This window comes from Actinophytocola sediminis (genome assembly GCF_054779715.1).
Genome location: NZ_BAAGXS010000004.1, coordinates 1 through 19,910, shown reverse-complemented (window position 1 = coordinate 19,910; position 19,910 = coordinate 1). Strand labels below are relative to the sequence as shown.

The window sequence follows — 19,910 nt, the reverse complement described above, 5'->3', positions numbered from 1 at the left end:
GAATGCGATGAGCAGTATGGGCATCGGGCAGGTCGCGGTCGGCGCGGTGGTCGGCGGCGCGGTCGTGGTCGGCGGCGCCGCGTGGTTGGCGGCCAAGGGAGTGCGGGTCGGCGCGCTGGTCGCGGTCCGGTCCGTCGGGGCGCTCGGCGCCGGGTTGAGCAAGGTCGGCGACCAGGCGGAGCTCCGGGCGGCACAGTGGGCAGCGGACAACGCCGCGCAGCTGGCCTGGGAAACGGCCGCACGTCAGGTGATCGACGTCAACGCCCGGCTCGACGTGCTCGCCCGGCACGCGCCGGAACTGGCCGCCCGGCTGCCGGCCACGCTCGACCCGTGCGCCCAGTCGCCGGCCGAGCTGACCGCGTGGTGCGCGACCACGAGCGCGACGATCACCGCGCTCGAGCAGGAACTCGCCGCCCGCGCGGCGGCCGCGACGGTGTCGGTACTGCGGCACACGGTCGACCTGGACCGGCCGGTCACCGCAGCCGAGGCGTTCGACCAGTACCACCAGGCCCTCGCCGCCAAGGCGAGCGCGGTGCGCGCGCCGGGGGTCGACGAGGACATCGCGCGCGTGCTCGGCCGGCTGTCCCCCACCGTGACCGCCGCCGACCGGGCCGAGGTGCTCGCGGCCGCGTCCCAGGTCACCGTGCCCCGGCCGGATGTCGACCAGCACACGCTGCTCGACCAGCTGCGGCTGAGCGTGCAGCGGGCCAACCAGCGCGCCAGGGTCCGCCAGGAGGACGCGATCACCGCGGCTACCATGCTCGCCGCCATCCCGGCCGAGCCGGCCGACGCCGAACGCACCCGGCTACGCACCGACCTTGCCGACGTCCTCGCCGCGCGGCGGGCGTTCGACGAGCCGCTGCGGACCAGGTCAGCACGGGCCGCCGCCGTGGTCCGGGAGGAGTTGGAACAGCAGTACGTGCTGGCCGCCATGACCGACTCGCTCGACGCGCTCGGCTACCAGCTCGACACCGACTACTCCACGACCGTGCAACGGGTCCGGCTGGTCCGGCCCGACTGGCCCGAACACGCGGTCCAGTTGGTGCTCGACGGCGACCAGGTCCGGGACGCGGTCATCCGGCGGACCGCGAGCGCGGGCACCAACGCCCGCCGCGAGGACTACGAACACGAGCAACAGTGGTGCGCGGACAAGGAAACTCTCCAGTCCATAATGGACGATCACGGCCTGCGGATGGACCGCACCGAGCTGGCCGAACCCGGCGAGCGACTGCTGCCGGTCGCCACCCGCGCGCACCGGCCGGCCACCGCCGACCGGCCGGAGACCAGGGAGCTGTCGTAAATGGACAGTGCACCGGAACTGCCGGCCTTCGCCAGGGAGATCGACTCCACGCTGGCCGTGCACTCCCAGTATGTGTTGCACGGCAACATCTGGGACGTGTTCCCCCGCCGCGCGCCGCAGCGGCCCCAGCTCATGCCGCTGCGGCACCTGCTGTGGCACGTGCTCGAGCGCAGCGGCTACCAGTTCCTGTTGACCTACGACCAGGTCGACGGGCTCGCGATCTACCCGGCGACCGAGGACGAGGCCGGCAGGCGGGCCGCGGACGCCGCGAAACAGGTGCTCGGCGAGGACGTCGCCAGGGCGAAACCCCCGTCGCTGGACCGGTTGCGGCAGTACCTGACCTCGGTCACCAACACCGAGACCGGCCGTGCGGCCTGCCTGATCGACTACGCCTCCCGACTGTCGGTCGACGTGGCCCGGCTGGACGCGACCGAGCGCGACTTCTTCCTGTTCTGCGCCAAGCTGTCCAGGACCGCGCTGCCCGGCGCGGGCACCGAACGCCGGCCGAACCCGTTGTACAACCCCATTTTCTGGCTGGTCGAACGCGAGCTCGACCTGCCGGTCTGGTTCACCGCGGACAACGAGCGGTTCCGGGTGATCGGGCTGCCCCGGCCGGACCTGCGCGACCGCGAGGACACCGCCCGGCTGCTCGCCCGGTCGTTGCCCGGCGGGGAAACCGATCCCGACGCGGACAAGCACTGCCACGAGTTCGCCGAGCAGGCAGAGGGGTTGACGCTGCGGGACATGACCGGGGTGACCTGGCTTGCCCGCGACCGGGAGCTCACCCTGGCCGGCCTGCCCTACGCGGTCCGGGTCTACAAGCTCGGCGTGCTCGACGACCCGTGGCGGCAGAGCTTCCTGCGCAAGCGGATCGTCGACGGCGAGCGCGCGGTGCCGGCGAAGGTGATCGGCCAGCCGCACGCGGTCACCAAGACCCTGGACATCCTCAAACGGGCCGCGCTGGGCCTGTCCGGGGCGCAGGCCAGGGTGTCATCGAACCGGCCGCGCGGCGTGCTGTTCTTCGCCGGGCCGACCGGGGTCGGCAAGACCGAGCTGGCGAAGGCGGTGGCCGCGCTGGTGTTCGGCAACGAGAACGCCTTCCTTCGCTTCGACATGAGCGAGTTCTCCGCCGAGCACTCCGGGGACCGGCTGATCGGCGCGCCGCCGGGCTATGTCGGCTACGAGGTGGGCGGCGAGCTGACCAACGCGGTGCGCCAGCAACCGTTCCGGGTCATCCTGTTCGACGAGATCGAGAAGGCACACCCGCGCATCCTCGACAAGTTCCTGCAGATCCTGGAGGACGGCAGGCTGACCGACGGGCGCGGCGCGACCACCTACTTCTCCGGCTGTGTACTGATCTTCACCTCGAACCTCGGGGTGACCGTCACGGATCCGGAGACCAACGCCCGGGTGCCCAACATCGGCCAGCAGGACGCCTACGAGGTGATCGAGGCGAAGGTCAAGGCGGCCATCGCCGACCACTTCACCACCACGCTGGCCCGTCCCGAGCTGCTCAACCGATTCGGCGACAACATCGTGGTCTTCGACTTCATCTCCCGGGAGGCCGCCGAGCAGATCTTCGCCGGGCAGCTGGCCAACATCCTGCGCAACGTGGTGCGCGAGCAGGACATCACCGTCGAGCTGGCGCCGGCGGCGCGCGACCAACTGTGCGGATGGTGCACCGCCGACCTGAGCAACGGCGGCCGGGGAATCGGCACCGCGCTGGAGTCGTTGCTGATCAACCCGCTGTCCAGAGAGCTGTTCGACCGCGACCTGACCAACGGCGCCACCGTGCGCATCGCGACCATCGAACGCCTCGGCCCCGACATCCGCCTGGACCTGGCATGACGGCGCTCAGGATCAACCGCAGGCATCATCCGGTCACCGTGCTCGGGCACGGGGTGCGCGCCGGGATCTGGTTACAGGGCTGCACGATCGGCTGCGCGGGCTGCGCGTCCACGGACACCTGGGACCAGGCCGGCGGCACCCCGGTCGAGCCGGCCGAGCTGGTCGGCTGGCTCGACGGGCTGGCCGAGCCACTCGACGGGGTCACCATCTCCGGCGGCGAGCCGTTCCAGCAGCCGGCCGCACTCGGCGAGCTGCTGGCCGCGCTGGCCGCCTGGCGCGGGGACCGGCCGATCGACCTGCTCGTGTTCTCCGGCTACGCCTGGTCGCGGCTGGGTGGGCGCGCCGAGTACGCCACCGCGCTCGCCCACTGCGACGCCGTGGTCGCCGGCCCGTATGTCGAGCGCCGCAACACCGGCAACGCGCTGCGCGGCTCGGACAACCAGCGGATCGTCCCCAGGACCGCGCTCGGCGAGGCCCGCTACGGCGGCGACCCGGCCCGTTCGCCCGCCCTGCAGGTGTTCCTGGAGGGCGCGGCCGTGCGGCTGATCGGCATCCCCCGCCGCGGCGACCTCGACCGGCTGCGTGCCGGGCTGGCCGCGCGCGGCGTCCACACGGAGAACGTGACATGGCTCGGGTGATCTGCTCGGTCTGCGGGCACGGCAACGACGCCGGCGCGGCGGACTGCGCGATCTGCGGCAATCCGCTGGCCGCCGCACCGAAGCCGGCGACGACCGACACCGCCGACCCCACCTGCCCGACCTGCGGCGCCGCGGTCCCCAACCCGGCGAACCTGGTGTGCGTCGACTGTCTCGCACCCCTGGCCGGCACGCCCCGCCTGCGGTTCCCCGGCCGCGAGATCGACATCCCCAGCCCGGGATCGGTGCTGCTCGGCCGGGACCCGGAGCAGTCTCCGGTAGCCGAGTACTTCGCCGCGCACGACAATGTGTCCCGCCGGCACGCCAGCGTCGGCGTGTCGACGGACGGCGGTGTGTGGGTGCGCGACGAGTACTCGGCCAACGGCACGTTCGTCAACGACCGGCAGGTGCCCGGCGGGCAGACCGTGCCGTTGACCCCCGGCGACCAGCTGCGCCTGGCGTCGGACCTGGTGGCGAGAGTCGAACCGGGCAGGCCGGCATGACACCCGAGGTGCTGCGCGCCACCGTGCTCACCCACCGGGGGGCGGTCCGGGAGAACAACGAGGACGCCCTGGTGGTCGGCGCGGCGACCATCTGCGGGCTGAGCATGGACACGCCGCTGGTCTGCGAGCTCCCGCTGTCCGCGCCGGTGCTGGTCGCGATCGCCGACGGCATGGGCGGCCACGCGGCGGGCGAGGTCGCCGCCGCGCACACCGTGCACGCGCTGGCGGCCGCGCCGCCCGCCGACAGCGCCGGCCTGACCGCGACCCTGCACCGGGTGGACGAGGAGCTGCTGGCCATGACAGCGGCCGATCCGCTGGTCGCCGGTCTTGGCACCACGGCCGCGGGGGTGCTGCTCACCGACGACGGCGGGGTGCACTTCGGGGTCGGGGACTCCCGGGTGTACGTCGAGCACGGTGGCTATCTCGCTCAGGTGTCCACAGACGATAGAGGGTTCGGTGGCGGGCTGACCCAGTGCCTCGGTGGCCGGGCAGGCCGGGCGCCGCTGCGGGTGCGGATCGAGGAGCTGCCCGCCGCGGACCGGTGGCTGCTGTGCTCGGACGGTTTGAGCGACGTGGTGCCGCTGGAAGCGCTGGAAGCGCTGATGGTCAGCGCAACCGAGCCACGTCGTGCGGTGACGTCGTTGTTGGCCGCCGCGATGAACGCCACCGGCCGGGACAACATCACCATCGCCGTCGTCGAACGAGTCCGAAGTGGAGCGTGACTCGCTAGCCGGAGTGGACGAAGTTCCAGCGGGTCGCGCCGTGCGGTTCGGCTGACGCCACGCCGAACGCGGTGTGCAGGGTCAGGCGGTACAGCTGCCACGGCGGCGGGCCGGCGCTCGGCGCGCTGAACGGGGCGGTGAGCGCGTCGCCGGCCACGACCGCCGGCCAGCCGCCAGAGCGGTAGACCGCCGCCACCCGCTCCAGCGTTGGCTGGTTGGTGACCCGGACGGCCTCTCCCTCCAGTACCAGGTCGACGCCACGCAGGCGCACCGACACACTGCACGCCGGGTTGGCCGCCAGGTTGCGTGCGCGGCGCGTGCCCGGCCCGCCGGTGAAGTACAGCGCGTCGTCCACCCACACGGCGCCGACGCCGGCCGAGTGCGGCCGGCCGTCGGGGCGCACGGTCGCCACGAAGAACGTGAGGTCGGCGGTGGGCGTGTCGCTGGCGAGGACGTCACGCGCCCGGCTCCACGGCAGTGCCGGGGAGCCGTACCGGTCGAGGTTGCTGGTCGAGGTCGGCTCGGTGCTCATGGTGTCGTTCATACCGGTGCGTCGAACAGGCCGCCGGGCAATCGACACCTGGCTGAAAATAGACACGGCGACAAGTCGCCACCCCGCGCGCGTTCCATTCCGGGAGGCTCGCGGGTAGGTGTTCTGGCATGGACTCGCGCTGGTCACCCCGCTTCGCCCTGATCACCGCCGTCGCGACCGCGGCGACGCTGACGGCGCTGACCGGGCCGGTCGCCGCCGAGCCCGCGCCGACCGCCCCGCCGGCCATCGCCGGCACGGTCACGCTGGTCACCGGCGACCGGGTCACCCTCGACACGTCCAGCGGCCGCCCGGTCACCGTCATCGAGCCCGCTGGCGGCGAGGACGTGGGCGCCACGTTCACCACGCTCACCCAGGACGGTGACGCCTACGTCATCCCCGACGACGTCGCCCACCTGGTGCCCGACGTGCTCGAGCTGGACCTGTTCAACGTGAGCGCGCTGGTCGAGATGGGGTACACCGACGAGCGGACCGACACGCTGCCGCTGATCGTGCGCGGCGCGACCCAGGCACTCAGCGCCGCCGAGGACGTCCGCGCGCTGCCCAGCATCGACGCCACCGCCGTCGCGTTACCCAAGAACGCCGCCGACGCCTTCGCCGACACCCTCACCACCGCCAGGGCGGCCGGCGTGCGCAAGGTGTGGCTCGACCGCCCGGTCAAGGCGGCCGAGCTGGACTGGAACCTGGACGCGATCGGCACGCCGACCGCCTGGGAGTCCGGCCTGACCGGCGCGGGCGTGGACGTCGCCGTCCTCGACACCGGGGTGGATGCCGGCCACCCCGACCTCGCCGGCAAGGTCGCCGAGGAGGCCAACTTCACCGACGACCCGACCGCCGAGGACGGCAACGGACACGGCACACACGTCGCGTCGATCGTCGGCGGCACGGGTGCGGTGGCCGACGGCGCGCGCAAGGGCGTCGCGTTCGACGCCCGGCTGCTGTCCGGCAAGGTGCTCAACGCCGAGGGCCGAGGCCAGCAGTCGTGGGTGATCAACGGCATGGAGTGGGCCTCGGCCAAGGGCGCGGACGTGGTCAACCTGAGCCTCGGCGCGACCGCACAGGCAGGCGACGACCCGGTAGTCGAGTCCCTCGAGCGGCTGACCAACGAGCACGGCACGCTGTTCGTGGTGGCGGCCGGCAACTTCGGCCCCGGTCCCGGCACCGTCGACTCGCCGGGGGTCGCCGAGAGCGCGCTGACCGTCGGCAACGCCAACGCCAACGGCACGCCGGTGTACAACTCGGCCAACGGCCCGACCAGAGGCGCCAGCCGCACCAAGCCCGACCTGACCGCGCCCGGCGTCGGCATCATCGCCGCCAGGGCGGGCGGCGGCAGTGCCGACCCGTACGTGGCGATGACCGGCACCTCGATGGCGGCCCCGCACGTCGCCGGTGCCGCGGCGCTGCTGCGCCAGCAACACCCGGACTGGAACTGGCGGGACATCAAGAACACCCTGATGACCACGGCCGACGCGAAGGTCGCGTTCCCCGCGCCCAACGCCGAAGGCGCCGGCCTGCTCGATCTCCCGGACGCGACGACCGAGACGCTGCGCTACGACCGGTCCAATGTGGACTTCCAGTTCCGTCGGTGGCCGGAGGGTCAGCAGCGGGCGAGCCAGCAGGTGACGATCACCAACACCGGTGCCGCGCCGGAGTCGCTGACGTTCACCGACACGGCCAAGAACCACTGGAACGAGCAGGCCCCGGAGACGATGTTCACCGTCGAGCCGGCTGAGCTGACCATCGCCCCCGGCGCGAGCGGGACCATCACCGTGACCGTCGACCCGGCCGTTGGCACGCCGGGGATCTACGGCGGTCTGGTCACCGTTACCAGGCAGGGCAAGGAGAACACGACACTGCCGCTGAACGCGACGGTCGAGGCGCCGCGCCGGGATGTGCGGTTGACGGTGCTGGACCGCAGGGGCCAGCCGTGGGCCGGTGGCACCGTGGTTCTCGGCAACGTCGACCAACTGGCCCAACGCTACGGCGGCGGCATCGTCACCGTGCAGCTGGACGAGAACGGCCAGGCCACCGCCCGGGTGGCGCCCGGCGCGGTCAGCATGATCGCGCGTGTGGAGACCCCCGCCCATGGCGACGAGCCGGCGTCGGTGTCGCTCACCGGGTATTCGGAGGTCACCGTGACCTCGGACGTCGAGGTCACCATCGACGCGCGGAAAGCGCTACCGGTGAAACCGGCGACAGTGGCCGGCGCGTCGACGGAGGTGCAGCGGTTGGCCGTGCACTACGCCCATCGCGACGCCGTCGACAACGGGACGATCGGCAGCATCATCTACGCGCCGGGCGCTGATGTGGAGAACGGTGGCGTGTTCGTCGAGCCGACCGACCCGGTGCGGGCTGGCAGAACGTTGTTCCAGACCCATTGGCGACTGGTGGCTGACGAGGGCCGGCGGCCGGGCCAGGCGGACGCGTACGAGGTGCTGCTCGACTCGCCGACGATTCCGTCGCCGCCGACGTTCCAGGTCAGTGCCAAGCAGGTGCGGCAGATGGCCACGTTGGTCCAGGACTATCGGACGGTGGGGCGGGATCGGGCGGACTTCCTCGAGCTGCGGTACGCCTCGACGCCGTTGGTCAGTTCGCCGTTGGGGTTCTGGCGGGAGCGTCCGGCGCCGGGGAAGATCGTCGAGCTGGTGACGGCGCGACCGGATGTGCAGTGGAGTCATCGGGTTGTCGGGCAGGTGGAGCTGAGTACCGCGCAGAACGTGTACCAGCCGGGGCAGCGGGTGGTGCGGTCGTGGTTCGTCGGGTTGGCGCCGGCGGTGCGCAACGCCACTCAGAGCCGGCAGTCCCTGCACGTGCCGGTCGCCCTGAGCGATGGACAACACCTGGGCAATGCGGCGCCGGGGGCGTCGTCGGTCCGGTTGTTCCGTGAGGGAGTCGAGGTGGCGCCGCGGGCGGGGAACTACTTCGATGTTCCGGTGGCGGCGGCTGGTTATCGGTTGGAGCACACGGTCGCGCCCGATCGGGAGGTGCTGCCGTTCGCCGCGCGGGTGGATACGAGTTGGACGTTCAGGTCGGCGGCGCCGGTGGATTCGGGGACGTTCAGCCAGCCGGCGAAGTTGCTCAACATCGGCTATGAGCCGAACACTGATGGGAGTGGGCATCTTCGGGCGTGGCATCCGTTGACTGTCGACGTGCGACTGTCGACGACGGTGGGGACTTCTGGGCCGCTTGTCGGGGAGCGTGGGACGTTGCGTTTCTGGACCTCGGTTGACGGGGGTAAGCGGTGGCTGCCCGCGTTGGTGCTTCCGAGAGCGGATGGCACGTTCTCGGTGATCTCGCTGGCGTTGCCGCGTCCGGGTGAGGTGGTCTCGGTTCGCGCGACCGCGACTGGGGCGGAGGGTCGGGCCACTACGCAGGCGCTCATCGACGCGTATCCGGTGCGGTGATCACGTTCCTGTCGCTGGGATCGGACGCGGGCCGACGGACCGGCGGGTGCTGTTGTGCCTGCGGCATCGTGGCATCGTGCTTGATAATGGCTCCTGCGACGTTGATGAGCAGCCTGAATGGCTATCGGTTGCAAAGGAGCGGCGCACACCGATAATTCAACATATGTAGAAAAAATGACAAAGTGAAGCTAAAACCGGAGCAGCGCGGGTATCATCGCAGCTCAGGAAGTGTCGTCCCCGCACGCGCGGGGCTGTTCCCCACGCGTGCGGACGCACGGCGACCCGAGCAACGTCGTCCCCGCACGCGCGGGGCTGTTCCGCCCAACTCCAAGCCCTGCCGGAACATGTTGGAGTCGTCCCCGAACGCGCGGGGCTGTTCCGACCGGCTTCTCCCACGCCGCCCGCCAGGTCGCCGGGCCGATCAGTCGTCCCCGCACGCGCGGGGCTGTTCCCCCATGCCTGTCAACCTTGCGCAGGCGCAGGTCGTCGTCCCCGCACGCGCGGGGCTGTTCCCTCCGAGTGGACGCAGAAGTCCACGGAGTGGCTGTCGTCCCCGCACGCGCGGGGCTGTTCCGAAAGAGAGTGCGGACAGACTGCCCGCACGAGAGTCGTCCCCGCACGCGCGGGGCTGTTCCCCGCTGCGGCCCGACCACGCGACACCGTCGGGTGTCGTCCCCGCACGCGCGGGGCTGTTCCGGTGCCGGTGTACTCGCGGAGAGCGTTCTCTTCGTCGTCCCCGCACGAGCGGGGCTGTTCCGACCATAGAGTCCGTGATGGAGATCGTCACCGCGTCGTCCCCGCGCGTGCGGGGCTGATCCGGTCTTGAGGATGTTCATCAGCCGGTTGTGACGGTCGTCCCCGCGCGTGCGGGGCAGTTGCTGTCCGGGGAGAGCGAACCTGATATAGCTGACGCAATTAATCTGGCACCACCGCGCTTCAACAACTGCGTTTGCGGTCAGGTTTTGCCATAGCGGCGACGCTGAGCGGCCTTGCTCCAACCCGACTTCTGGTTCGTGGGTGCGCTGCTCGGGTTCGGTCGCAGCATGAGGTGTAGGCCCTCGAAGTCCACCGGGACCCAGTCATGGCCGTGAACGGCGAAATCGAGGCCCTGCTCGTTGTCCGCGGCGAACACCATGATCGCCCGACCGGTCTTGGCCATCTCCGTGACACGTGTCCAGACGAGAGCTCGGACACGAGCAGTGATCTTGCCAACGAATACGCCAGGCGAGATCTCCATGAGCCACCGGGTGAGATGCCCACGCAACCCGACAGGGCAAGCGGTAACGACGATGACGGTCATTCCTCGTAGGACACCCCGCCCGAGACGTTACGACCGTTGTAGTCCCACAACATCACGACATCGTCGAAAGCCTCCGGGCCGTATTCCACCACCTCGTCATCCTGTGCGAGCAACAGCTGGATATCCCGCACGCAGGTTTCGAGAAATTTTCCGTCCTTCATCATGTCACGGACAGCGCGCCGTGTGTCGGCGCCAATATCGGAGGAACCACGGGCGGCGATGTCGAACGCAACCGGAAGGGAGATATCCGCCTTGTACAGATCAGCGATATCATAGACAAACGACCGAATATGACCGGTGTGGACAAATCCAAGACCCGGCGCGCAACCGAGAGCGACGACCACCGCGTGCACCACACCGTAGAGGCTGGTGTTGGCCGCCGACAACGCTTGATTGACCGGAGTACCGTCGTCGAAGCTGGTGGGGTCATAGTCCCGACGTTCCCAGACCACACCCGTGCGTTGTGCGTGAGCGCGATAGAGGCGCCGGACTCGCGCGCCCTCCCGGCCACGAAGTTGTTGCATGGTCAGTCCACTGACGTCTTCGCCAGGAAAACGCATGGCATACATCTGGCGAGCAACGCGCAGGCGGGAGTTCTGCTTGGAGACGAACTCGGCTTGTCGTTCCAGCAGCCGTGATGACTGGGTCAGGGTGCGACCATGGGCGTAGTAACGAACCCCGTGCTCACCTACCCACACCGCGGTGGAGCCGCTCTCGGCAAGCAGCACCATCGCCTGCTGGCTGACATTGGTGCCCGGGCCGAGCAGCAGCGCGCCAAGGGTCGCGGCGGGAATGTGCACGGTGCCGCGAGCGTCTCGGGCAGTGATCGCGTTCGCGTCGCGATGTACGACGCAGTGTTCCAGATAGACGAAGCTCAGCCGGTCAGCTGCTCTGGTCAATTGTCCGAGTGGAACAGGCTTGGCGCCAGGGATCTCGGGCATCAGCGCGCCAGGGTGATTAGCCCGCAGCCGTACCCCTTGGCGGGGCCGACTCCACAGGCAAGCGCCGCACGCAGAGCATCGACATCGGTCACCGTAAGGCGCCCGTCGAACGTCGCGGTCGCCAACGTGACCTGCCGGCCCGCACGCGTGAACCGCTGGATGCGGCGATCACGCACAACGAGGTCACGTTCCTTGTGTTCACCGACGTTCACGACGAAACCATGGCGCTCAGTGCGAGACAGCAACCAGGTCTCCTGCTGCGCCGCGGTGACATGACCGAGCCGTTGGGACCGGACACCGTCACCTTTGCGTCCATTATGGACAGGGTTGGCGGTGAGCCGGAACGCCCACTCGTCCCCCACGGCAAGCCCGTCGAGTAGGCGCCGGTAGTCGCCGATGCGCCAGGTCTGCTTGGTGGGCCAGCCCGCCTGCTCGGCGAGGTTGGTCAGGTCCGGACGGTGCGGACTTGCCAGGTAGAGCAGCGTCTGGCTACCAGCCTGGTCGGCCCGCCACAGGATCCGCCCAGTCGCGGTGGGCTCACGTTCCGCCGAGGTGAACGCCGAGAGAACGGCGGCATGCATGCGTTGTGGCGAGGCCAGCAAGTGGCGGGCGCCTCGCCGAGCGGCATTGATCTCGAACTGGGTCAGATACATCAGGCAGGCTCTCCGAGCAGTTCCATCGGATCATGCGGGTCGACGATCCGCCGTGCCGACGGGTTCGGGACAGTCACCGGATAGCGCGTCACCGACCGCCAGCCCCACTGGCGGTGGGCCGGATCGAACGACACGGGGTCATCACGAACGACCTCGCAGCCTGGGGTATTCGGCGCGCAGTCACGATGAATGGTCAGCACGACGGTGCTCCCGGCGGCCTGCTGCACCGCGGGCGAAGCCAGCCACGGCAACGACTCCAGGACGGTGGCGACGTCGCCGTTGTGCAGACCATGGTCGAGCACGCCTGCGGGCGGGCAGGACCGACGACCGAGATAGACGGGGAACACCGGTCTGCGCAACGCTTCCCGCAGTCCGTCCAGCAGTTCCGCTGGCCCCTCGACGGCGACGGCGAACACGGCGTCGGCGAGGTAGTACCGGTAGGACAGTGGCATGGCCGCCGATCCGTCGCGGGTCCGCGCGGTCTGGAAGTCCCGCTCGACCCGGCCCGGCTGCTCGGTGCGCACGCCGATCCGCAGTTGCAGAAGGTCTTCCAGCGGATCGGTTCGGCGCAACCCCTTGGCAGCCGCGAACAGGCCGATGACGCCGCTACGGCTGGGAGCACGATCCGTACTCCGACGCACGAATCGGCTGTCGGTGCCCCACGACTGCAGCGGCGCCGCCAACCGCAGCACCAACGCGGTCACCGCACCGACCGCTCTGCGACAAGATTCCCCACACCGCTCACCAGTCCGTCGAGCGACACCTGGGTGGCGACCTCGGTCAACAGTTCGGCCCGCTCCCCGACCCCGACCGCCCAGGCCGCGACCGGGGTCTCGTCGTAGGCAGCGTGTAGTTCCGCGGCATGACGCGCCAGTCGCGCCACCGCGCCGGCGACCCGACCGCCCTTCTCGCCCTCCCGGATGGCCTCCTCGTAGGCGCCGACGAGGTTGATCGGCTGCGTCTCCCGAACCACGACCAGCACCGCGTCGGGCAGGGTGCGGTTGGCGAAGGTGTTCTGCTTGCCCGTCGGCATACTCGTGACGAACGCGCGCACGAACGCCTCCACCGCGCGGCGAGTCGCCGCCGGGTCGCCGAGCGTGGCGCGAAGCCGGTCGACATCCACGTTGGCGTAGCGGTAAAGGGTGGCGGAGTTGAACTCCACGGTGCCGATCATGCCCGCGCCGGCGTCCTCGTTCTCGTCGGCTGCCTTGTGGTCGTCCACTGCGGTGAAGTAGTCGTACTCGTTCGCCACGGAGTGCACGCTGATCGCGTGTGCCACCTGGGAGGCGGCCTCGACGTTGAGGTCGGGCAGGTTGGCGACCATCCGCCCGAACAGTGCCACGTCGACCGAGTGCGCCTGGTCCGCGCGGGCTTTCGCCGCCGACTTGTCGATCTGCGGCTTGTCGCCCGCGGCGGCGGCTTCGACAGCCAGTTCGGCGAGTCCGTCGATCTGATGGTTACTCAGGAACAGCAGGAACTCCGACTCCTCCAACGCCTCCTTGTTGCGTGGCGTCTTCAGCGTCACTCCGGCAGCCTTCAGCACGGCGGTGGCCAGCTCGACACCGCGCTCAACCAGATCCGGGGAGCGTTCGCCGATGCGCTCGGCGAGCAGTTCCACCACCTGCTTGGTGCGCACCCCCAACTCGCCACGCTCGAGCAGATCGTCGAACGCGTCGCGGGTGGCGCGTTTCCACGACTGGCTGGACACCCGTGCCCGCCGCACCCCACCATATACGGCGCTTTTGGGGCTACCGGTGTCATCGCGGTTGATGTTGCTCGGCGGCACGGTCTGGATGACGTGGATGTCGACGATCGTTCGGTTCACTGCTCGGTGTCCTCTGCATCCTTGTTCGGGAAGTGGAAGTCACGGCCCCAACGGAGCCGGACCTGCGGTGCACGACCGGGCAACTGCCACAGCCACAGATCACGGGCCAGCTGCCCGTAGTCGAGCCGGACCGTGCCAGAGCGCATCAACTGCACCAGCCCGCGAAGGTGATGGCTCAGCTCGGTGAAGCTGTCGGCGGTGCCGAGCGCGGCGAACCGGCGCATCACCGGTCCGTCCGGCCGCTGCTCGGGCGAGAGACGACGGACCGCGGTGCCAAACCGACGCCCGGGCACGTGCACCGCCTTGCGTTGTGACTGTTGGTGCAGCGCGAAAAGCGTCATCGCGACATGGGCGGCGTTCTCGGCGTAGCTCGGCGCGTCGTCGTCCCAGCCGCGGACGAACTCCTCGGCGTGGGTGTGTTCGATGATGTCCAGCACGCTGCCGGCCGGCTTGCCGGCACCGCGCCGCAACCGCGCCAGCGCGGCGACGGCCTCGGACCGGTCGGCCAGGTAGCCGCCCTGCAGTTTGCCGATCCGCGCGCCGACGATGGTGGCGATCTCGTTGGTCACGACGTACTCCCAGCGGTTTGGTAGGCATGGTTGAAGGCGGCGCGCAGCGCGTCGTCACACCACTTCCTGGCATGGTTTGAGGTGACCAGCCTGCCGAGCCGGTTCGGTCGACCGACCCAGGCCGCCGGTGACGCGTCGGCTACCAACTCGTCGGCCAGTGCGCGCAATGCGCGATCGGCGCTGCGGTGCCACTCGGTCAGGGAATCCTGCGGGACGGCATCCGGGTCGAGAGCCGCGAGCCAGGACCGGAACACCGGATCCAGCGCGCTGTAGGCGTACTCACGGGCGCGAGCGCGGGGTCCCGCCGGATCCCGCGAACCGGAAGCGACGGCGAGGTTCTCCGCGAGCCTGCCGATCGCGGTGGCGCCGGCCTCACTGTCCTCAACCGCCTGTTTGGCCGCCCCCACCAGGTCCGCCGCGTCCTGGGCGAACAGGATCGCCCGCAGGTTCAACGCGTCATCCACGATCTCGGTGACCACCGAACTGTTGCTGCCGTAGGTCATGCCGATCGTGCGGATCGCCAGCGGGTAGCGGCGGTCGACGATGTGCATCGTCGTGAGCCTGCCGATCCACTCCAGCACGGTCGCCGTCAGCCGCTCCGCCCCGGCGGGCTTGTCGGCTTCCGGCAGCATCGACTGCAGGCCCCGCCAGATGGTCCGCTCCGGATCGTGTTCCAGTGGCATGTAGACCGGCACGCTGGACCGCAGTTTCTTCTCCTGCGCCTGGCTTCGCCGCCACCCGGTGTGCGGTTCGAACGGGTGCATGTTCTGTGGCTTCCGCCGATCACCGTTGGCGATCAGCACGCCGGTGACCACACCGTCCTCCCACGCGAGCCGGACCCGACGGGACTGCCAGGTGAACAGGTCGATCGGCCCGGTGGGCGTGCGGTCTTCCTCCTCCTCCGTGATCCCGAGCTGTGGCCGTTCCCACGGTGGAAGGTCGTTGTCGGGCGAGCCGTCGGTGGCGTCCTGGGGGATGAGGTTGAGCAGCAACGTCTCCCGCAGTGTGCGGCCCTCGACGAGCACACCGCCCAGATGGCCCGACCACCCGACGCCGATCGGATACCCCTTGCCATTCTTGGTGCGCGGGTCACGGGGATCACCGGACTTGATCCCGGACGGGTCGAACGCCTGGCAGTGCACCAACCACCGTGCGGCCTCGGCTGGCTCAAGTGGCTTCGGGGAGCCGATCCGATTGGTGAAGAACGGATGTCCATTCGGGACGTCAGCGATCAGCTTGTTCAGCTCGGAGATCGAACCGTCTTTTGTGGACAATGTGGCGACCTGAAAGAACGGCTCACCAGGGTTTGTTATATCGAACCGTTCCGTGTGTGCCCGCAGGTAAACGTCGATAGCGCCTGCCGGCAGTGTGTCGGCATGCCACAACGTCTGCCAGTCGGTGATGTCCCGAGGTCCGTCCGTGGCACGGTGCAGGATCGCCAGCAGCAGCCGGGTGTGTGCGAATACCTGGGTCGGCACGTCACCGACCAACCCCAGCAGTCGGTGGGCGGAGCGGAACACTTCAACCAATGACATCTGCACAACCGCACCCTCAACAGTGCGGACCATCAACCACGGCCGGTCGATCAGTGAGAATCGGTCAGATGCGCTCATGCAGGAGGCCTCGGGTGATGTCGTAGGTGAGCCGGTAGCCGTGAAGTTCAGCCTGGCGTCCGCCATCGAGAGCGAGCACCAGCTGACCCTCAAGCACACGGGTCTGTTGAAAACTAGCGACCTTGGTCTTTTCCAGCTCGTTGATGACGGCGTCGATCACGCCCGCGTGACACAGCGCGAACGGCAGACGCAGCGAGCACACCGAGATGATCCGTGCCAGCTGCCACGGCAGCTCCCCCATCAACGGGATCTGCTGACCACCGCCGTCGACCCAGTCCGGTGTCCGCAGCCCGCCATCGGTATCACATTGCACGACAATGACTTCCAGTGACTCAGCACCGTCGCGAACCTGAGCCATCCCTTGTGGACTGTCGTCATGCGCCTCGCCAGCATGCGCGTGCAACCAACCCACGAGGTCGCCGCCACCGGGCGGCGGCACCAAGTAGGTGCGTGCGGCGTCCTTCCGTCTCCGGGAACGCTGTTCAGCATCGCGACGCGCGTCTGCCATCGCAGGCTGCCATTCCGGCGGCCCCAACGGGTCGTCACCGTAGCCGGCCTGAACAAGAGTGGCGATGTCATGCGGCAGGGCCACGGTGTCGCGCGTCAGGAGCGCGGCGGCCCGCAACAGGTGGTGCGTGCCGTACACCCTGGTGGACCCGCGCACCGGCGAGACCGGCGCCGTTTCCCAGTCCGCGCCCGTTACCGCGCACCTCGGCCGCACGACCCGATCCGGACGATGATGCCGGTGCAGCCGACCCATCCGCTGCAGCACCAGGTCGATCGGCGCCAGATCGGTCACCATCAGGTCGAAGTCAATGTCGAGTGACTGCTCGACAACCTGCGAAGCAACGACCACGTGCCGAGCCGGACGATCGTCAGCTTTGTCCGGCGGGCCGAACCGCCGCAGCAGATCCCGGTCATTGGCCGCGCGATCGCAGGCAAGGAACCGCGCATGGTTGATCGTGACGTCGAACTCATCGGCGAGATGAGCGGCGGTCTCCTGAACCCGGCCGACCGTGTTGCGCACCACCACCGCACAACCCCCGTCCCGCAGGTGCTCACGCAGATAGGCCGACAAAGTGTCCAGGTCGTCGTCAAGGCGATCGATGACGACCGGCACCGACTTGTCCGGCAACGGGAACGTCCGCGCGGCCAGACCCGTCGCGGTGATCACCGGATAGCCGGGATGCGCGTCAGGCACGACAGCGACACTATCGTAGGCGCGCAACAACTCCGCCCGACGAGCGTCCGGCAACGTTGCCGACAACAGGATCACCGGAACCCGATAGGCCCCCAGCCATTCCAACACCCGGTGCAGGTAGCGCGACATGTAGACGTCGTAGGCATGTACCTCATCGATGATCACCACCTTGCCCGCCAACGCGAGGTGACGCAGCATCACGTGCCGCGACTTCAAGCCGGCGAACAACACCTGGTCGATTGTCCCGACAACGAAACTCGCCAGGCCAGCCTTCTTCCGGCCTCTTAGCCAATCGTGTGCCACGGCGCCGCACTCGGTCGCGAACCGGCCACGCCGCGCAAGGCCCCGGTATTCGTCGTTCAGGTGCGCCTTCCCGTGCGCCAACGTCAGGGTCGCCCCGCCAGGGACATGGTCCAACCAGGACCGCACCCGGCCGAACATCGCATCCGTCGTCGCCTGCGTCGGCAACGCCACAAAACAGCCGTTCGCACCGGAGTCATGCGCCAACACCTCGGCGGCCAACAATGCCGCTTCCGTCTTCCCCCAACCCATCGGCGCCTCAAGAACCAACAGTCCAGCACCACGCATCGCCCGGGCCGCGTCCACCACCCCCGCCTGCACGTCCCGGATCTTTTCCGGCGCCATTCCGAACCGCGCGGCGAACGTGGCGCCCGCCTCTCCTGGTTCCGGCGCGACCCACCGCTGTGGCAGATCCAGTTCCGACCAGCCGGCCTTCAACCGGCGCTCGGTCCGAGCCTCGTCGGGCTCCCCCACCTCACCGAATCCCCACAACGGGAAGTAATCCGGGTTCGACGCGATCCAGTCGGCAACGATCACCAATGCCGTCAACAACACCAAACTCGGAGTCGTCAGCCGGTCGACGGAAAAGCTCGGCGCGCACCGCTCACCAGCCCGCGCGAGCACGACATCACGAACCCGCGCCCACACGCCATCGCCGGCGTAGCTGGTCTGCTCGGCGACCTCCGTCAGCCGCGACCACTCTGGAGTCACCCCGTGATGTGACCCCACGACAGACGCCAGCCGAGAGGCATCAACCGCTGGCACACCCCGGCCGACCAGCCAGTCCAGAACAGCTGTGTGGCCGACCAACGCGTGATTGACCCGTGACCGGACCTCGTCGTCTGACAACCGGGAATCAACCGGAAAGCCGGCGTCGATCATCCGATCACGCAACCGCTTCACCTGCACGGCAAAAGCCGGGCTGACCTTACCGACGTCATGCACCGCGGCGAGCCAGGAAAACAATGCCCTAGCAGGCTTTTCTCCCCCAACGTCGTCGACGATTCTCCGGATCACAGGCGCAGGAGCCCAATGATCGAACAGTAATTCCGCAACACCCTGGGTGTCATCAAGGTGCTGGTGCAGCGGTAGCCACTGCTCCAACTCCTGCGGTGGATACGGCCAGGATTTCGCCCAAACCGCCGACCACGAACACACGCCCCTCATCACCAGTTTCATCAATCCGCCGAACGTAATGCCCATGACATCGAAGATCTCGAACTTGTGTTTCGGTCACGAGCAGAAGTCACCCGAACGGCCCAACATGCACTACTCGCCATGGACTATCAATGTTGTCCCACCGGCACGTAAACCCAGACATGGTGGCGGCTGGCGCAGAGTTCCGTTGAGGCCGGTAACCTGCGCCAGCATCGAAACGGGCGTTGGGTAAGCAAGAAGGAGGCAGACGTTGACCAACTGGATGGAGGCAGTGGGCTGACAATTGGCCCTGCCCGGTCCTGGGTGACACCAAGATCGATCGCCGGCTGTGTCGCCACGGTCGCCAAGCGCTGCCATTAGCGGACCACCTGAGGCGCTGGCGACCCGCGACCATCACGCCAGCCGTCGCAACCATGCTCAATACGGCCGTCCCGCCCTGCGCTATTCCCAGCCCTCCGCCACCGGTTCTCCAACTATATTTCAACAGTCGTAGATAAAATGCCAAAGTGATGCTAGAACTGAGGTACAGCCGACATCATCGCAGGTCAGGAAGTGTCGTCCCCGCGCGAGCGGGGCTGTTCCCGGCTCACCAGCCGGCTGCCCGAACAGGTGCTTGTCGTCCCCGCGCGAGCGGGGCTGTTCCCACAACGACCAGCTGGAGTGGTCGGTCGTGGCCGAGTCGTCCCCGCGCGAGCGGGGCTGTTCCGCGGTGCTCATCGACGACGAGGACATCACCAAGGTCGTCCCCGCGCGAGCGGGGCTGTTCCCGCAGCATCACGAGCAGGGTGGTGAGCGCCTTGGTCGTCCCCGCGCGAGCGGGGCTGTTCCGACCTGCCCCGTGAAACCGAGCTTTTTCTGGCGGTCGTCCCCGCGCGAGCGGGGCTGTTCCGCCGGCCTGGCCCGCGAGGACACGTTCGGCGAGGTCGTCCCCGCGCGAGCGGGGCTGTTCCCCAGACCTCCACCTGGTGGTCCCGCCGTATCGAGTCGTCCCCGCGCGAGCGGGGCTGTTCCCGACGGACCCAGCGGTTCGCCCGTAGTGGTGTGGTCGTCCCCGCGCGAGCGGGGCTGTTCCCGCGCGGCCCTGGCAGCGTGCATCTCCCGGGCCGTCGTCCCCGCGCGAGCGGGGCTGTTCCGTACCTGGGGTTCCAGGGGCTCACCGAACAGGAGGTCGTCCCCGCGCGAGCGGGGCTGTTCCCCACCGTGCTGACGGGCTCGCACTGCTGAGCACGTCGTCCCCGCGCGAGCGGGGCTGTTCCCTCGGTGGGGTCGTCGTCGGTGATCAGCCGCTGGTCGTCCCCGCGCGAGCGGGGCTGTTCCGCAGCATCGAACAGCGGTGGACGTGGTGAAGGTGTCGTCCCCGCGCGAGCGGGGCTGTTCCGGCGACGCAC

15 protein-coding genes and 2 CRISPR repeat arrays are annotated in these 19,910 nt (G+C 69.0%); of the genes, 6 read left to right on the top strand and 9 right to left on the bottom strand.

Annotated features, from left to right (window positions below):
• Positions 1-7 precede the first annotated feature (7 nt).
• The 5 genes from ACYVIP_RS02235 to ACYVIP_RS02215 are packed head-to-tail and all read left to right on the top strand — an operon-like array spanning position 8 to position 5,008.
• Positions 8-1,300: a hypothetical protein gene (locus tag ACYVIP_RS02235; protein WP_460391389.1), complete on the top strand. Its 1,293-nt coding sequence runs from the start codon at positions 8-10 to the stop codon at positions 1,298-1,300.
• Positions 1,301-3,148: an AAA family ATPase gene (locus ACYVIP_RS02230; RefSeq protein WP_460391387.1), complete on the top strand. Its 1,848-nt coding sequence runs from the start codon at positions 1,301-1,303 to the stop codon at positions 3,146-3,148.
• A complete protein-coding gene (locus ACYVIP_RS02225) occupies positions 3,145-3,786 on the top strand; it encodes a 4Fe-4S cluster-binding domain-containing protein (protein WP_460391385.1) in 642 nt (213 codons plus the stop codon). Before ACYVIP_RS02230 ends, ACYVIP_RS02225 begins: the two co-directional genes overlap by 4 nt.
• A complete protein-coding gene (locus tag ACYVIP_RS02220; RefSeq protein ID WP_460391383.1) occupies positions 3,774-4,286 on the top strand; it encodes an FHA domain-containing protein in 513 nt (170 codons plus the stop codon). The genes ACYVIP_RS02225 and ACYVIP_RS02220 overlap by 13 nt, the downstream gene beginning before the upstream one ends.
• Entirely contained in the window at positions 4,283-5,008 is a 726-nt protein-coding gene (locus tag ACYVIP_RS02215; RefSeq protein WP_460391381.1) for a PP2C family protein-serine/threonine phosphatase, read from the top strand. Before ACYVIP_RS02220 ends, ACYVIP_RS02215 begins: the two co-directional genes overlap by 4 nt.
• A gap of 4 nt (positions 5,009-5,012) precedes the next feature.
• Here ACYVIP_RS02215 and ACYVIP_RS02210 read toward each other — a convergent pair whose 3' ends face one another.
• A complete protein-coding gene (locus tag ACYVIP_RS02210) occupies positions 5,013-5,540 on the bottom strand; it encodes a pyridoxamine 5'-phosphate oxidase family protein (RefSeq protein ID WP_460391379.1) in 528 nt (175 codons plus the stop codon).
• Between the two features lie 128 nt (positions 5,541-5,668).
• Here ACYVIP_RS02210 and ACYVIP_RS02205 point away from each other — a divergent pair, with 128 nt between their 5' ends.
• A complete protein-coding gene (locus tag ACYVIP_RS02205) occupies positions 5,669-8,962 on the top strand; it encodes a S8 family serine peptidase (RefSeq protein ID WP_460391377.1) in 3,294 nt (1,097 codons plus the stop codon).
• Between the two features lie 230 nt (positions 8,963-9,192).
• A CRISPR array of direct repeats spans positions 9,193-9,841; the repeat unit is 28 nt; unit sequence GTCGTCCCCGCACGCGCGGGGCTGTTCC.
• Positions 9,842-9,917: 76 nt separating this feature from the next.
• On the opposite strand, the gene cas2e is transcribed toward ACYVIP_RS02205, so the two are convergent.
• The 8 genes from cas2e to cas3 are packed head-to-tail and all read right to left on the bottom strand — an operon-like array spanning position 9,918 to position 18,567.
• Positions 9,918-10,262 carry a type I-E CRISPR-associated endoribonuclease Cas2e gene (gene cas2e, locus ACYVIP_RS02200; RefSeq protein ID WP_460391375.1) on the bottom strand — a complete coding sequence of 115 codons (345 nt, stop codon included), beginning with the start codon at positions 10,260-10,262 and terminating at the stop codon, positions 9,918-9,920.
• Positions 10,259-11,203, bottom strand: a complete 945-nt coding sequence (gene cas1e, locus ACYVIP_RS02195) for a type I-E CRISPR-associated endonuclease Cas1e (RefSeq protein WP_460391373.1) — start codon at positions 11,201-11,203, stop codon at positions 10,259-10,261. Before cas1e ends, cas2e begins: the two co-directional genes overlap by 4 nt.
• On the bottom strand, positions 11,203-11,856 hold the full coding sequence (cas6e, locus tag ACYVIP_RS02190) for a type I-E CRISPR-associated protein Cas6/Cse3/CasE (protein ID WP_460391371.1): 654 nt from the start codon (positions 11,854-11,856) through the stop codon (positions 11,203-11,205). Before cas6e ends, cas1e begins: the two co-directional genes overlap by 1 nt.
• Complete coding sequence (cas5e, locus tag ACYVIP_RS02185) at positions 11,856-12,560, bottom strand: type I-E CRISPR-associated protein Cas5/CasD (RefSeq protein WP_460391369.1); 705 nt, start codon at positions 12,558-12,560, stop codon at positions 11,856-11,858. Before cas5e ends, cas6e begins: the two co-directional genes overlap by 1 nt.
• Positions 12,557-13,681, bottom strand: a complete 1,125-nt coding sequence (cas7e, locus tag ACYVIP_RS02180) for a type I-E CRISPR-associated protein Cas7/Cse4/CasC (protein WP_460391367.1) — start codon at positions 13,679-13,681, stop codon at positions 12,557-12,559. Before cas7e ends, cas5e begins: the two co-directional genes overlap by 4 nt.
• Entirely contained in the window at positions 13,678-14,250 is a 573-nt protein-coding gene (gene casB, locus ACYVIP_RS02175) for a type I-E CRISPR-associated protein Cse2/CasB (RefSeq protein ID WP_460391365.1), read from the bottom strand. Before casB ends, cas7e begins: the two co-directional genes overlap by 4 nt.
• Positions 14,247-15,863: a type I-E CRISPR-associated protein Cse1/CasA gene (gene casA / locus ACYVIP_RS02170; RefSeq protein ID WP_460391363.1), complete on the bottom strand. Its 1,617-nt coding sequence runs from the start codon at positions 15,861-15,863 to the stop codon at positions 14,247-14,249. The genes casB and casA overlap by 4 nt, the downstream gene beginning before the upstream one ends.
• The gene (gene cas3 / locus ACYVIP_RS02165) at positions 15,850-18,567 is read right to left on the bottom strand and encodes a CRISPR-associated helicase Cas3' (protein ID WP_460391361.1); all 2,718 of its coding nucleotides are present in this window, start codon (positions 18,565-18,567) and stop codon (positions 15,850-15,852) included. Before cas3 ends, casA begins: the two co-directional genes overlap by 14 nt.
• 509 nt (positions 18,568-19,076) lie before the next feature.
• Positions 19,077-19,900: a CRISPR direct-repeat array (repeat unit 28 nt; unit sequence GTCGTCCCCGCGCGAGCGGGGCTGTTCC).
• Positions 19,901-19,910: the final 10 nt, after the last annotated feature.

Excerpts from the sequence above, each read along its gene's own strand:
- cas1e (WP_460391373.1), bottom strand. The coding sequence starts at position 11,203 with ATGCCCGAGATCCCTGGCGCCAAGCCTGTTCCACTCGGACAATTGACC.
- ACYVIP_RS02210 (WP_460391379.1), bottom strand. The coding sequence starts at position 5,540 with ATGAGCACCGAGCCGACCTCGACCAGCAACCTCGACCGGTACGGCTCC.
- cas6e (WP_460391371.1), bottom strand. The coding sequence starts at position 11,856 with ATGTATCTGACCCAGTTCGAGATCAATGCCGCTCGGCGAGGCGCCCGC.
- ACYVIP_RS02235 (WP_460391389.1), top strand. The coding sequence starts at position 8 with ATGAGCAGTATGGGCATCGGGCAGGTCGCGGTCGGCGCGGTGGTCGGC.
- casA (WP_460391363.1), bottom strand. The coding sequence starts at position 15,863 with ATGAGCGCATCTGACCGATTCTCACTGATCGACCGGCCGTGGTTGATG.
- cas3 (WP_460391361.1), bottom strand. The coding sequence starts at position 18,567 with ATGGGCATTACGTTCGGCGGATTGATGAAACTGGTGATGAGGGGCGTG.
- cas2e (WP_460391375.1), bottom strand. The coding sequence starts at position 10,262 with ATGACCGTCATCGTCGTTACCGCTTGCCCTGTCGGGTTGCGTGGGCAT.
- ACYVIP_RS02215 (WP_460391381.1), top strand. The coding sequence starts at position 4,283 with ATGACACCCGAGGTGCTGCGCGCCACCGTGCTCACCCACCGGGGGGCG.
- ACYVIP_RS02230 (WP_460391387.1), top strand. The coding sequence starts at position 1,301 with ATGGACAGTGCACCGGAACTGCCGGCCTTCGCCAGGGAGATCGACTCC.
- ACYVIP_RS02225 (WP_460391385.1), top strand. The coding sequence starts at position 3,145 with ATGACGGCGCTCAGGATCAACCGCAGGCATCATCCGGTCACCGTGCTC.
- ACYVIP_RS02220 (WP_460391383.1), top strand. The coding sequence starts at position 3,774 with ATGGCTCGGGTGATCTGCTCGGTCTGCGGGCACGGCAACGACGCCGGC.
- ACYVIP_RS02205 (WP_460391377.1), top strand. The coding sequence starts at position 5,669 with ATGGACTCGCGCTGGTCACCCCGCTTCGCCCTGATCACCGCCGTCGCG.